The 14,411-nt window shown below is 56.8% G+C and carries 12 protein-coding genes; 11 read left to right on the top strand and 1 reads right to left on the bottom strand.

Features of this window, described 5'->3' with window-relative positions:
• Positions 1–199: 199 nt before the first annotated feature.
• From serA to L2731_RS06245, 6 genes are all read left to right on the top strand, one after another.
• Entirely contained in the window at positions 200–1,429 is a 1,230-nt protein-coding gene (serA, locus tag L2731_RS06270) for a phosphoglycerate dehydrogenase (RefSeq protein ID WP_041510025.1), read from the top strand.
• A 206-nt stretch (positions 1,430–1,635) separates the two neighbouring features.
• Positions 1,636–2,112 (top strand): DUF3592 domain-containing protein, encoded by a 477-nt coding sequence (locus L2731_RS06265; RefSeq protein WP_249252299.1) that lies wholly within the window; start codon positions 1,636–1,638, stop codon positions 2,110–2,112.
• 192 nt (positions 2,113–2,304) lie between these two features.
• Complete coding sequence (ygfZ, locus tag L2731_RS06260; protein WP_249252298.1) at positions 2,305–3,273, top strand: tRNA-modifying protein YgfZ; 969 nt, start codon at positions 2,305–2,307, stop codon at positions 3,271–3,273.
• A gap of 511 nt (positions 3,274–3,784) precedes the next feature.
• On the top strand, positions 3,785–4,450 hold the full coding sequence (locus L2731_RS06255; RefSeq protein ID WP_249252297.1) for an ABC transporter ATP-binding protein: 666 nt from the start codon (positions 3,785–3,787) through the stop codon (positions 4,448–4,450).
• Entirely contained in the window at positions 4,443–7,019 is a 2,577-nt protein-coding gene (locus L2731_RS06250; RefSeq protein WP_249252296.1) for an ABC transporter permease, read from the top strand. Before L2731_RS06255 ends, L2731_RS06250 begins: the two co-directional genes overlap by 8 nt.
• The gene (locus tag L2731_RS06245; RefSeq protein WP_249252295.1) at positions 7,016–8,092 is read left to right on the top strand and encodes a lipocalin-like domain-containing protein; all 1,077 of its coding nucleotides are present in this window, start codon (positions 7,016–7,018) and stop codon (positions 8,090–8,092) included. The genes L2731_RS06250 and L2731_RS06245 overlap by 4 nt, the downstream gene beginning before the upstream one ends.
• Before the next feature lie 26 nt (positions 8,093–8,118).
• Here the strand turns inward: L2731_RS06245 and L2731_RS06240 are convergent, their stop codons facing one another.
• Positions 8,119–8,697 carry a cytochrome b/b6 domain-containing protein gene (locus tag L2731_RS06240; RefSeq protein WP_239849580.1) on the bottom strand — a complete coding sequence of 193 codons (579 nt, stop codon included), beginning with the start codon at positions 8,695–8,697 and terminating at the stop codon, positions 8,119–8,121.
• Positions 8,698–9,071: 374 nt separating this feature from the next.
• On the opposite strand from L2731_RS06240, the gene L2731_RS06235 reads away from it, so the two are divergent.
• Genes L2731_RS06235 through L2731_RS06215 form a run of 5 tightly spaced genes read left to right on the top strand, consistent with a single transcriptional unit; the run spans position 9,072 to position 13,926 of the window.
• Positions 9,072–9,341: a chaperone NapD gene (locus tag L2731_RS06235; protein WP_239849579.1), complete on the top strand. Its 270-nt coding sequence runs from the start codon at positions 9,072–9,074 to the stop codon at positions 9,339–9,341.
• Positions 9,338–11,821 (top strand): nitrate reductase catalytic subunit NapA, encoded by a 2,484-nt coding sequence (napA, locus tag L2731_RS06230; protein ID WP_249252294.1) that lies wholly within the window; start codon positions 9,338–9,340, stop codon positions 11,819–11,821. Before L2731_RS06235 ends, napA begins: the two co-directional genes overlap by 4 nt.
• Positions 11,822–11,879: 58 nt before the next feature.
• Complete coding sequence (gene napG / locus L2731_RS06225; RefSeq protein WP_249252293.1) at positions 11,880–12,611, top strand: ferredoxin-type protein NapG; 732 nt, start codon at positions 11,880–11,882, stop codon at positions 12,609–12,611.
• Positions 12,608–13,507, top strand: a complete 900-nt coding sequence (gene napH, locus L2731_RS06220; protein WP_249252291.1) for a quinol dehydrogenase ferredoxin subunit NapH — start codon at positions 12,608–12,610, stop codon at positions 13,505–13,507. The genes napG and napH overlap by 4 nt, the downstream gene beginning before the upstream one ends.
• Complete coding sequence (locus L2731_RS06215; protein WP_239849575.1) at positions 13,504–13,926, top strand: nitrate reductase cytochrome c-type subunit; 423 nt, start codon at positions 13,504–13,506, stop codon at positions 13,924–13,926. Before napH ends, L2731_RS06215 begins: the two co-directional genes overlap by 4 nt.
• Positions 13,927–14,411: the final 485 nt, after the last annotated feature.

Below are 14,411 nucleotides of genomic sequence, written 5' to 3'. Positions count from 1 at the left end.
CATAGCGTCTCCATAAACCTTGCCCGACCGAGTTCAGCGTCCTGCCAAAAGTAGAAGTTCAGCGTCCCATTTTGGCCCAAAGCCAACAGCAAGACGATGAAGATTCGCTGGTATCAGGCCACCGAACGAAAGCCGAGTAAAAAGAGTCCTCGAGAGCGATACTCACCTAGCAACAATTGAGCAAGAGGGTACCTAAATCATGGCGAAACATTCGCTGGACAAGGATAAGATCAAGATCCTGCTGTTGGAAGGCGTCCACCAATCTGCGGTAGATGTATTCAAGCGTGCAGGTTACAACAACATCGAATATCACAAGGCATCACTGGGGGAAGAGGAGCTGTTGGCCTCGATAAAAGATGCTCACTTCGTTGGCATCCGATCCCGTACCCAACTCACCAAGGCCGTGCTGGAGAAGGCTGAAAAGCTGGTCAGCGTAGGTTGTTTCTGTATTGGGACTAACCAGGTCGATCTCGCCGCCGCCGAAAAAATGGGTATTCCGGTCTTTAACGCGCCGTTTTCCAACACCCGCTCCGTCGCCGAGCTGGTACTGGGTGAGATCATCATGCTGCTGCGCGGTATTCCTCAGCGCAACGCCCTGGCCCACCGTGGTGGTTGGCTCAAGAGCGCCAATGGCAGCTTCGAGGCCCGCGGTAAGACCCTTGGGGTGATCGGCTATGGCCACATTGGTACTCAGCTGGGGATCCTGGCCGAGACCCTAGGCATGCGCGTCATCTTCTTCGATATCGAAGACAAGCTGCCTCTGGGTAATGCCCAGCAGATCCACTCGCTAGAGCAGCTGCTGTCCCTGGCCGATGTGGTGAGCCTGCACGTACCTGAGACGCCGCAGACCAAGAACATGATCGGCAGCAAAGAGCTGGCGGCCATGCGTCAAGGCAGCATATTGATCAACGCCTCTAGAGGCACAGTGGTAGATATCGACGCCCTGGCCGAGGCGATCCGCGGCGAGCACATAGTCGGTGCCGCCATCGACGTCTTCCCGGTCGAGCCTAAGTCGAACGACGACGAATTTGTCAGCCCACTGCGCGGCCTGGATAACGTCCTGCTGACCCCACACGTGGGCGGCAGTACCCAGGAAGCTCAGGAAAATATCGGTATCGAGGTGGCAGGCAAGCTGGCGAAATACTCAGACAACGGCTCCACCATGACGGCCGTCAACTTCCCTGAGGTATCGCTGGCGCAGCATAAAGACACCTCGCGTCTGCTGCATATTCACCACAACCGTCCGGGTATTCTGATCAAGATTAACCAGGCCTTCGCCGAGAAGGGGATCAACATCGCCGCCCAATACCTGCAAACCACCGCAGAGATTGGTTACGTGGTGATGGAAGTCAACTCAGATCAGGCCGATGAGGCACTGGAAGAGATGAAGGCGATCGACGGCACCATCAGGACCCGTCTGCTGCACTAAGACGGCCCCGTGTTTGAAAATAAGCGTCGCGAAAAAGGCATCACTCTGTGGTGCCTTTTTCTTTAACAGCGCTTTATTTCACGATTCAGTCTCTCGACCGCCCGGCAGAATCTGGCACCTCTGACAGTGCATAGGGTATGATGCGCGCAATCGGTGGCCTTGCAACTTGGGCTCATCTTGGACTCATAAAGGGAAATCGAGCAATCATGGATAAGCAACGCGCGTTAGTCTCACTGGCGATCACGGCGCTGATACTGTTTGGGGCGGCGCTCGCTATCCGCGGCGGACTCAACAGCTACCAGAGCCTGCTCAGCTACGGCTGGCAGGAGACTCAGGCCAAGGTACTGACCAATCATATCGGCCGGTTTCGCCCCAGCGGCGCCCGTCACGGCACCGACTTCTACCAGGCCAAAGTCGGCTATGAATATATCTGGCAGGGGATAAAACACCATGGCGAGTTACTCTATCCAGATTACAGCGGCGATCGCACCCAGGAAGACGCCGAGGAGCGTCTGGCGCCCTATGGCATAGGTCAGCAGGTATCCGTGTATGTCGACCCAGACAATCCACGCCAGTCGCGGCTTATCAGGGGCGTTCAACTTCAGCAGCTCGGCGATATTATCCTTGGGCTGGCGATTGTCCTGTTTGGCCTGTGGAGCCTGAGAAGCTTCCATCGCCGCTAGTGACGACTCGCTCAGTAACTTCTCTGTCAGTCCGTTCTCGCTAACAGCGCCAAGGCAAAAGCATTTAGGGATCATAATTTTAAAGATTCGGCCTTACCGCCCCTTTAAATTTCTTACTGCGCCCCTATATTGATGACAATGAGCCCATTAAGGGTACAATCAAACCTCTGCCCAATCGCCCAGGAACATGATATGACGCTTACCGTTTCTCAACCTCAGTGGCCCCTCAATGAGGCGCAACCCGCCATCGTTTTCAGCCAACTCTCCCATCTCGGCCTTATCTCAGTTACCGGCGAGCAGACGCGGAGCTTTATTCATGGTCAGGTGACCACAGATATCACCTCACTGACAGACGACCAGTGGCGCTGGGGCGCCCACTGCGATCCTAAAGGCAAGATGCTGGCCAGCTTCAGAACCTTCGCCCATCAAGATGCCCTGCTGATGATGATGCCAAGAGACACGCTGGCGCTCGACCTGCCGCAGCTGCAGAAATATGCCGTGTTCAGCAAGGCTGAACTCGTCGATGCCAGTGAAGACTGGTTCCTCCTGGGGGTTACCGGCGAGCAGGCCAGCGCCTGGCTGAGCCAGACCTTCGGCGAGCTCAATGCTGAACTCACCACCATCCCAGCTGGCGTCATCCTGCGAGACGGCGAGCGCTACATAATAGCGGTCAAGGCGGAGGCACAGGCCGAGCTAGTGACCAAGATAGATCAGCCCATCTATGATGCCGGCGCCTGGCAGGCGGTAGAGATAGCCGCAGGTCTGCCTAACGTCTATGCCCGTCATCAGAGCCAGTTTGTGCCGCAGATGTGTAACCTGCAGGCGGTCGATGGCATCAGCTTTACCAAGGGCTGCTACATGGGCCAGGAAACCGTGGCCCGCATGAAGTATCGTGGCGGCAATAAGCGCGCCCTCTATATCGCCAAGGGCTCGGCCAGTGTGGCGATCGATGCGACCAGCCAACTCGAGATCAAGCTAGAAGACGATGAGGGTTATCGCCGCGCCGGCACCATACTGGAAGCGGTGCAACGTGACGATCAGCTGCTGCTGAGCGCCGTGCTACCCAACGACACGGCATTAAGTGCTCAGCTAAGAGTGGCGGGCGATGAGGCATCAGCACTCACCCTGGTACCGCTGCCCTACTCGCTCGATGAAGAGTAACCGATTTAATCGAGAAGGCGCCCATGGCGCCTTTTTTAATACACTGTCTTAGCACTTTTTAATGCACGGTCTTGGCACTATGCAGCGCGCCTATCCCTTACTTTAATACCCTTGCTCTAATCTTCTCGCTCTAATCTTCTCGCTCTAATCCCCTTACTCTAATCCCTTGCACTGAGCCCTGTCATGAAGCATGTCATGGCTCTTGACCGACTCGCCAGCCTTCCCGCCTGCTTCTCGCATCCATTATTTTAGGGAAAGGCTCCCGCTAAACAGATAAAAATAAGCCGATTTAATCAGTCCTCTGGGTGTCATCCACAGGCATAAATTCCCCTGGGTGTCACAGCAGAAAGATCCTTTAATCGAGGCGCCGCGTAAGTAACAGATATCACCCCACAATTGAGCTAGGTTGGCGGTTGCAATCTGCTATCGATAAGGTTATCAATGGGTTTAATGGAAATTGTGCCAGGAGCGTTTCCCTGCACTTGGGCAAGCTAAACGATAAGGACGGGCAATGACGAGTGTCGCGACCCTGAGCGAGATCTCAAAGGGCTTCAACGATGGCGATAAGTTTCACCAGGTGCTGGACAGGCTCGACCTCAGGCTTGCCCTTGGCGAAACGGTCGCCCTCACAGGCCCGAGCGGTAGCGGCAAGAGCACGCTACTCAATATCATCGCAGGATTCGAGCGCCCCAGCTCAGGCACCCTCTCCCTGCTGGATCAAGATACCCGAGGCTGGGACGACAGCCGCTGGAGCCAGTTCAGGCACCGGCAGTTAGGCGTCGTCTTCCAGCAATTTAACCTGCTCACCCCGCTCAACGTCGAAGACAACATCGCATTTCCCCTGCACCTGCAGGGAGACGGCTGGAACGCCTGGTGCGATCACCTCGCCGACGCGCTCGGGCTAAGGCCCCTGCTCAAGCGCCATGTGGATACCCTGTCCGGTGGTCAGCAGCAGAGAGTCGCCATCGCCAGGGCCCTGGCCCACAAGCCAGCCCTGCTGCTGGCAGATGAACCCACGGGTAACCTGGACCAGACCACCAGCCTGGAGGTGATGGAGCTGATCTGTGCCCTGGCGGGCGAGCACGACACCAGCATCTTGATGGTGACTCACTCCATGGAGTGCGCCGACTTCATGCAGCGCCGTTGGCACCTGGATCTTGGTCGGGTGCATGAGTAGCCTAGTTGTTAACAGTCAGGCCAGCGACGGCGTGAAGGCGCTGCTGCGCGCCACCCGTCTCACCCTCAGAGTCTTTGCCGCCCACTATAGGAAGGCGCCGCTGCAGGCCGGCGCCATACTCATAGGCATAGTGCTGGCGGTCACCCTGCTGACTGGCGTCAGGGCCACCAACGAGAGCGCCATCGAAAGCTATGGCCAGGCCAGCGAACTGCTGAGCGGCCAGGCAAGCCATCTGATCACGCCGCTACCGGGTAAGCCACTGTTAGAATCGCTCTATTTCGAACTGAGAGCCCAGGGATTCCATCCTAGCCTGGCAGTTCTCGAGGGCACGGCGGTCGATGACGCCCAGCAACGCTGGCAAGTGACCGGCAGCGATCTTATCGCCGCCCTCTCGGCCGCCTCCTCCTCAGCCTTAGCCCCAGTCCCAGCCTCCGCAGGCCAGCGGGCAGCAGCTGCTCCCGCTAAGCCCGACATGCCGCTAAAGGGCCCGCTGCCCCTGGCGGCCATGTTGGCGGGCGAGCCGCTAGTTGTGATGAGTGAGCAAAAGGCGAGTCTACTCCCCGAGCCCTGGCTTACCTTGAATGATACGCGTCTCAAGGTGATGGCCGTCGATGAGGGTTACCGCCTCGGCGATCGCCTATTGATGGATATCTCCCTGGCCCAGCAGCTGCTGGATAAACCTGGCCAGCTCAGCTATATCGCCCTGTTTGACCCGCCCAGCGAGCGTCAACAGCAGCTTCTTACATCCTTACTCATCGGCCGGGGCGAGCTGGTAGAGAGCGATAACGGCGAGGCGATGAAGGCCCTGACCAACAGCTTTCACCTCAACCTCACCGCCATGAGCCTGCTGGCCTTCATCGTCGGCCTGTTTATCGCCTATAACGGTGTGCGTTACAGCCTGCTCAAGCGTAAGCGGCTGATCATCCAGCTGCAGCAACAGGGCGTGCGCCGCGCCGCCATCATGATATCTCTGACTTTGGAGCTCACCCTGCTGGTGCTGCTAGGCTCGCTGATTGGTTTCATCCTGGGGCTACAGCTGAGCTACTGGTTGCAGCCTATGGTGTCAGTCACCTTAGAGCAGCTCTATGGCGCTAACATCTTGCCGGGGCGCTGGCGTTGGCAATGGCTGGCCCAGGCAAGCCTGCTGACCCTGATCGCCGCCCTGCTGGCCTGCGGCTCCCTGTTGAGGGAGCTGCTCAATCAGCCCCTGGCCCAGAGTAGCGGTCAGCTCAGCCTGCAACGCAGCAGCCAGCAAGCGCAAAACCGCCTCATGATCCTTGCCTGTGTCTTGGGCGCCATAGCCCTCATCCTGATGCCGCTAAGCCAGGACTACCGGTTCACCATGGCGCTGCTCGGCCTGGTGGTTATCGCCATCCCGCTGGCCTTGCCCTATCTGCTGAGACAGCTTATTGGCCTGCTACAGAAAATTAGTCCCAAAGGGCTGATGAGTTACCAGGTGAGTGAAACCCGGGAGCTGCTGGCACCGCTATCGCTAGCTATGATGGCCATGTTACTGGCGCTCACCGCCAACATCGCCATGAACAGCCTGGTGGGTAGCTTCGAGATCACCCTCAAGCAGTGGCTGGATGCCAGGCTGCATGCCCAGCTCTATCTGCGTCCCCCCGCCAATCAGATGGCCGAGGTGGAGAAGGTGCTGAGCGATGCGCCCGAGGTGACCGGCCTGTATAAGCAGTGGCTGCTGAGGAGTCATTATCAACAGACACCCATCTTCCTGCTCATCAGAGACCCTTACTCCATAGAGCACACCACCATCATCAAGCAGGCAAGGCCGTATCTGTGGCGAGATTTTTTCTCGGCCGAGCCTGAGACTAAGCCACTCGCCCTGGTGAGCGAGCCCTTCGCCATCAAACACGGCAAGCAGCTTGGGGATAAGATACAGATCGCGGCGCTGGGAGAGACAGCTCTCACCATAGGCGCCATCTATTATGATTACGGCAACCCCTACGGTGAGGTGATCATCCCGCCATCCCTGTGGCACAAGGCCGGTCTGGGTGAGCTGCCCTTGAGCCTGGCCCTCAACCTCAACACGGATGTGGCCCAGTTTAGCCAGACACTCAAGGCACGCTTCGACCTGCCCGATGCGCTGATCTACAGCCAGGAGAAGATCAAGGCCCAGGCGATAACCATGTTTAAGCGCACCTTCTCCATCACCCAGGTGCTTAACAGCCTGACGCTGATGGTGGCCGCCATCGGCCTGTTCAGCGCCTGCTATATGCTGACTCAGGCAAGGCTGGCACCCATCGCGCGCCTCTATGCCCTGGGGGTCAATCGTCGTCAGTTGATATGGCTGGTCATAGGTCAGATGCTGCTCATGGTGCTGCTCACCTGTCTGGTTGCCCTGCCCACAGGCGCCCTGCTAGGCTATCTGCTGATCCATAAGGTCACCCTGCAGGCCTTCGGCTGGACCATCGCCATGGTGTGGGACTGGCTGGCCTACCTGGAACTGGTGGGACTGGCACTGGTGGCCAGCACACTGGCGGTCGCCTTCCCCCTCTATCAGCAAACCAGGCGCCCCTTGGTATCCAGCCTGCAACGGGAGGTACTATGACGCGCATGCTGATCTTCACTCTCTTCGCCCTACTGATACAGGGCTGCGACTCGCCCCAGCAGCAGGCGAGCGGCGGCATGGGCGAGCTCATGGGCTCAGACACGGGCGGTTACGCCGAGGTCATCGAGGGAAGAACGCTCAGCTTCCCAGCAGATCACCTCGCTCACGACGACTTCAGGCAGGAGTGGTGGTATCTCACCGCCAATCTCACAACAGACACGGGGAAGCCCTTAGGGCTGCAATGGACCCAGTTTCGCATCGCCCTCTCGCCCGAAGCGCCGACATCTGACTCTCCCTGGGCGACCAACCAGCTCTATATGGCCCACGGCGCCATAACCAGCCCGACCACACACAAGGCGAGTGAACTTTGGTCCCGCGGCCTAGACCCAATTGCGGGCGTCCAGGCCTCGCCCCTGACCATAGCACTGGATGACTGGCGCTGGCAGAGCGCGGGGAAGCAGCTGTTTCCGGCCACACTGGCGGTCAACGGCGACGACTTTCGTTATCAACTGCAGCTGACAAGCAGGGCGCCACTGCAACTACAGGGAAATAAGGGCTACAGCATCAAGAGTAAGAATGGCGAGGTGGCCTCCTACTACTACAGCCAGCCCTTCATCGACATCACGGGCACAGTCACACTCGAGGGCTTAACTCACAAGGTGACGGGACAGGGCTGGCTCGACAGGGAGTGGAGCTCGCAGTTTCTCACCCGTCAGCAACAAGGCTGGGACTGGTTCGCCCTGCGACTCGATGATGGCTCGGCGCTGATGCTGTTTCAGCTGAGATCAAGCGCTGAGCCCTTCTACAGCGCACGGCGCATGTTCGCCGACGGCAGCGGCCGCAACATAGCGAGCCATGCCATCACGATGACGCCCAGCGACTGGCGGCAGATAGACGAGGCCAACTACCCGGTGGGATGGCAGATAAGTATCCCCAGCGAGCAGTTGCAGCTAAACATCGCCCCCCTCAATCCAGATAGCCTGATGCCGCTAAGCGTGCGCTATTGGGAAGGCCCCATACAGATTAGCGGCTCCCATCGAGGCCAGGGATATATGGAGCTGACCGGTTACTAGCCGGATATGAACTGAGTTGAGACCGGCTAAGGCAGAGGCCTGCGCTTCTTGCCGGTCCACATGGCTCTCACCAGGTTTTCCCTGTGGGCCAGGCTACCGACAATCACCCCCACGATGTGCACCACAACCAGCGTCAGGCTGAAGTTGGCAAAGAACTCATGCACCTCTTCCAGCGCGCCTTCGGGCCAGGCGGCGATGAAGCTGCCCGCAAGGGGGCCATGACCTGTGGTGGCGTAGAGCGCAATGCCGGTGAGCGCCGTCAGCGACACACAGACGATCAGCGCCACTATCATCAGTCCGCCAGCGGGATTATGGCCCAGATAGTCCTTTGACCTGCCGGCAAACAGCTGCTTTAGATATTCCATGGCCTCTGCCGGTGGCCTGACAAAACTGCTAAAACGAGCATATCGAGTGCCCACCAGCCCCCAGATAATGCGCAGCGCCAATATACCTAAGATGATATAGCCGCCGTAGCTGTGCACCAGCATCCATTCATCCTCCCCCTCGGTGAGATAGGTCAGGGTAAACAGCAGCACCAGGGACCAATGAAACAGACGAATAAACAGATCCCATACGGGGATCTCCCGCGTATTTTCGTGCGTCATATCGGTCTCCTCTCGGGGCAAAACCCAAATCACTAAATTAGCGCCAGCCCAACTAAGCTTGGGCTTTCGCCGCAAGGGCAGATATCACCTTTGCCCCTCTTTTGGTTATACGCCCCGATGCCACATTGAGCAAATTAACCACGGTTAAGGTGTTTGAAAACCGTAGATGTCCAGCCCTAAAAACTGTTTAAATTTCGAACTGAGAGGCAGGTCACACGAAAAACTTTGATCTCGATCTATAAAAACCTCAGTTACCTCTCAAGAGGTATACCCCTATCAAAAGCAAGGATTAGACTGAATCCTATCCTAATGCGGCCAACCCCTAAATATCGCCAATATCCCGGGAAGCAAGGCCGCCACAGAAAGGTTAACCCATGACACAGGAATATCATGTGACCAGCCTGGTGGTACACGCCGCCCCCGGCCAGCTCGCAAAAGTTACAGCGGATATCGACGCCCTTGCGGGTGCGGATATTCACGCCATTACCGACGAGGGTAAGTTCATCATTACCCTAGAGGGGGCCACCCAGGGTGCAATCCTCGATAACGTCGAAGCCATCAACGCCCTTAGCGGGGTGTTATCAAGCAGTCTTGTCTATCACCAAGTTGAACCATTAGAAGAAAAGAGTGAGGAAACACCATGAGCATTAGCCGTCGCGAGTTTCTAAAAGCCAACGCCGCAGTTGCCGCTGCGACCACGGTTGGCGTCACTCTGCCAGTGAAAGTAGTTGAAGCCGCTGAGCAGAATGACAACATCAAGTGGGATAAGGCCCCCTGCCGTTTCTGCGGCGTGGGCTGTAGCGTATTGGTCGGCACCAATAACGGCAAAGTCGTTGCCACCAAAGGCGATCCAGAAAGTCCGGTCAACAAGGGCCTTAACTGTATTAAGGGCTATTTCCTGTCGAAGATCATGTACGGTAAGGATCGTCTTACCACGCCATTGCTGCGCATGAAGAACGGCCAGTACGACAAAGAGGGTGAGTTTACCCCGGTCAGCTGGGACAAGGCCTTCGACACCATGGCCGAGAAGTGGAAACACACACTGAAAACCAAGGGCCCAACCGCCGTCGGCATGTTCGGCTCGGGTCAGTGGACAGTATGGGAAGGCTACGCCGCGTCTAAGCTGCACAAGGCAGGTTTCCTCACCAACAACATAGATCCAAACGCCCGTCACTGTATGGCATCGGCCGTGGGTGGCTTCATGCGTACCTTCGGTATCGACGAGCCTATGGGTTGCTACGACGACCTAGAAGCCGCCGACCAGTTTGTGCTCTGGGGCGCCAACATGGCAGAGATGCACCCTATCCTGTGGGCACGCCTGTCAGACAGCCGCCTGAGCAAGCCAAACAGCCGCGTGCACGTGCTGTCGACCTTCGAAAACCGCTCTTTCGACCTGGCCGACAACCCTATGGTGTTCCGCCCTCAGTCTGATTTGGCGATCCTCAACTTCATCGCCAACTACATCATCCAGAATGGTGCGGTAAACAAGGAGTTCGTCAGCAAGCATACTAAGTTTGCCCTGGGCACCACAGATATCGGCTATGGTCTGCGTCCCGACCATCCGCTGGAGCAGAAGGCCAAGAACCCTGGCAACGGCAAGTCAACCGCCATCAGCTTCGACGAATACGCCAAGTTCGTCAGTACCTACACCCTGGAATATGCCGCCAAGATGAGTGGCGTCGAGCCTGAAAAACTCGAGACCCTGGCCAAGGCCTACGCCGATCCTAAGGTGAAGATCATGAGCCTGTGGACCATGGGCATCAACCAGCACGTGCGCGGTGTATGGGCCAACAACATGCTCTACAACATCCACCTGCTGACAGGTAAGATAGCCACCCCAGGTAACAGCCCATTCTCGCTGACGGGTCAGCCATCTGCCTGTGGTACCGCCCGTGAAGTGGGTACCTTCGCCCACCGTCTACCAGCAGACATGGTTGTGAAGAATCCTAAGCACAGAGCCGTTACCGAGAAGCTGTGGCAGCTGCCGGAAGGCACGATTCCGCCTAAGCCTGGCTTCCACGCCGTGCTGCAGAGCCGCATGCTCAAAGATGGCAAGCTCAACTGTTACTGGACCATGTGTACCAACAACATGCAGGCCGGTCCTAACATCAACGACGAGATCTACCCAGGTTTCCGTAATCCAGACAACTTCATCGTGGTCTCGGATCCTTACCCAACGGTTACCGCCATGGCGGCCGACCTGATTCTACCGACCGCCATGTGGGTCGAGAAGGAAGGCGCCTATGGTAACGCCGAGCGCCGCACCCACATGTGGCACCAGCAGGTGAAGGCACCCGAAGGCGCCAAGTCAGATCTGTGGCAGCTGGTCGAATTCTCTAAGCGCTTCAAGATCTCGGAAGTCTGGCCGGCCGAGCTGGTGGCCAAGAAGCCTGAATACGCCGACAAGACACTCTACGACGTATTGTTTGCCAACGGTGTGATCAACAAGTTCCCAACCTCAGACTGCAAGGGCGACCTGAACGATGAGTCTGAAGCCTTCGGCTTCTACCTGCAGAAGGGTATCTTCGAAGAGTACGCCCAATTTGGTCGCGGCCACGCTCATGACTTAGCCGACTTCGACACCTACCATGAAACCCGCGGCCTACGCTGGCCAGTGGTGAATGGCAAAGAGACCCTACGCCGCTTCGTCGAAGGTAGCGATCCTTATGTCAAAGCCGGTGAAGGCTTTAACTTCTACGGTAAACCAGACGGTAAGGCGGTGATCTTCGCCCTACCATACGAGCCTGCCGCCGAAGAGCCTAACGCAGAATACGATCTCTGGATGTCGACGGGCCGCGTGCTCGAACACTGGCATACAGGATCGATGACCGCCCGCGTACCCGAGCTGTATCGCGCCTATCCTGATGCACAGATCTTTATGCATCCGGATGACGCCAAGGCCCGTGGTCTTAAGCGTGGTGATGAAGTTGTCGTGGCCTCGCCTCGCGGTGAAGTCAAGACTCGTGTTGAAACCAAAGGCCGGAACAAACCGCCACGAGGCGTGGTATTTATGCCATTCTTCGACGCGCGCCAACTGGTCAACAAGTTGTTACTAGACGCCACGGATCCTCTCTCGAAAGAGACGGATTTCAAGAAGTGTCCGGTAAAAGTGATGAAAGCCTAAAGCGGTTCACCGAACCCTTTAATCGCTTGAGTCAAACATCAGATATGAAGAGCTAGATATGAGCCAGGTCAATCGCAATAGTAAAGCCAAGGGGGTCAACCGCCGCCAGTTCTTAGCCACTACGGCTAAGGCGGGCTGTGCCATGGGCCTCTTGGGATTAGGCGTCAGTGGGGTTGCCAAGCAATCTTCACACCTTGATCCTATGGCGATTCGACCGCCTGGCGCGTTAGATGAGCAAGACTTCTTGTCGGCCTGTGTACGCTGCGGACTCTGCGTGCAGGCCTGCCCCTACGACACCCTGAAACTGGCACGCTGGTTTGAGGGGGCACCGACGGGCACGCCCTATTTCACGGCGCGCACCGTGCCCTGTGAGATGTGCGAGGATATCCCCTGTGTGAAGGCCTGCCCCTCTGGGTCGCTGGATCACGCCTTGACCAATATTGACGAGGCCAAGATGGGGATTGCCGTACTGATCGACGAGAAAAACTGCCTCAACTTCAAGGGCCTGCGTTGTGACGTCTGTTACCGCGTCTGTCCCTTGATCGACGATGCCATTACGCTCGAACGGCAGCGAAACCTACGCAGCGACCATCACGCCATGTTCCTGCCCACGGTTAACAGCGACACCTGTACCGGCTGTGGCAAGTGTGAGCATGCCTGCGTGCTGGAAGAAGCCGCCATCAAGGTTTTGCCTGCCCATATCGCGCTCGGAAAGACGGCTACACACGATACCTATATCAATACCGAAGAGACCACGCTTGAGATGTTAAACAAGGGGCTCACACTATGACAAACGGCATGAGTAATACGAAGATGAAGACGCCAGGTGCGGCTCAGACACGTTTCGCTCAGGCGGCGATAGACGAACTCGGCTGGTGGCGCGCCCACAAGTTCCTGTTCCTGCGCCGTGCCAGCCAACTGTGTGTGCTGCTCACCTTTGCCATCGGCCCCTGGATGGGCCTCTGGGTACTCAAAGGCAATCTCTCCAGCAGCGAGCTGCTGGGCACTATCCCGCTGTCAGATCCCCTTGTGACCCTGCAAGTGCTGATGACGGGACACCTACCCGAGACAGCGCTGCTTGTCGGCGCGCTGCTGATCGCCCTCTTCTACCTGCTTGCGGGTGGACGCGTGTTCTGCAGCTGGGTTTGCCCGGTCAACCTGGTTACCGACAGTGCAAGCTGGCTAAGGCGCAAGCTGCGTCTGCCACGCACCGCCGAGATGCCTAGGAACCTACGCTACTACCTGCTGGCCTTGGTGCTATTACTGCCCCTGGTCACTGGGATAACTGTGTGGGAGTGGGTCAACCCAGTGCCTATCCTCTATCGCGCCCTGCTGTTTGGTGCCGGTAGCGGCCTGTGGGTACTGGCGATGATCTTCTTGCTGGATCTCTTTATCAGTGAACGGGCCTGGTGTGGTCATCTGTGCCCCACAGGCGCCCTGTTTGCCCTTCTGGGCAAGGCGAGTCCGGTCAAGGTATCTGCGGTCAATGCCAGTGCATGCGACAACTGCATGGATTGCTTCGAGGTCTGCCCCGAACGGCAGGTGTTGAAGCCCGCCCTCAAGGGCGACAAACCCATGATAGTCGACAGTGATTGCACTCAGTGCGGCCGATGTATCGATGTTTGCGCCCAACGCGTTTTCCAGTATCAAAATCGAATTGCCCTAAAGGCGGAGAACAACCAATGAAAAAAGTACTCACTTTAGTCGCGCTGATGGCGCTAGGAGCCTGTTCTGGTCAGCAAACTAAACCTGCGGCCGAACCCGTGAACATCAGTTCACTCGGAAAAGGCGAAATCACCGCGGTACGCGCCGCCGACGAGATGCCGACCTATCCTAGGAAAGGTCAGTCAATTGAGCGCGGCTTCGTCCACCAGCCACCGCTGATCCCCCACAAGGCGGACTATAAGATCAGCATCAAGAAAAATGGCTGCATGACCTGCCACAGCCCGGAAAAGGCCAAGCGCATGAAGGCGACCCAGATCCACTCATCGCACATTCTGCCAGACAGCAAGCTCAACTATGAGTATTTCAACTGTACTCAGTGCCACGTGCCACAGGCGGAAAACAAGCAGAAGTTGGTTGATAATAGCTTCTCGAATCAATAAGGCTTGAAGTTCGGGTCTTGCAGACTTGAACGTTAGACGCTGAAACATAAAACCACCCGATAATGGGTGGTTTTTTATTACCTGGCGGCAATGGGACGCTTGGTGTTGAGGGTTTTAGATATCTGATCTTTATGGTGTTTACCCAAGAAATGGAGGGTCGCATCTGAAATACAGCATTCGTGGCACACTTGATTGACCTTACGGCCCGCTTCCACTGCTTTAAGGTATTGACGTTCTGTGTTTGGGAGTAACGCGATTCCTTCATCGCGAGCTCTCCTTCTCTACTCAGCCTAAGTCGAAGAACTCAAAAATGGTATGTCGCTAGTTTAGAGGAGGTTTATACAGACACTGTCTTATTAGGCCATATCATTTTATTGTAGTGGCATAGTGAATTTGGCCACCTGAATAGACGAAGTGATAGACTCACTTCTGGAAAAAAGGTGGTAGAAATGAAGAACACAAGACCGACATTCAGTGCAGAGTTC

Origin of the sequence: Shewanella aquimarina (assembly GCF_023349185.1) — a bacterium.
In the GTDB taxonomy this organism is placed as follows: domain Bacteria; phylum Pseudomonadota; class Gammaproteobacteria; order Enterobacterales; family Shewanellaceae; genus Shewanella; species Shewanella aquimarina.
This window is presented reverse-complemented; position numbering and strand designations above follow the sequence as displayed.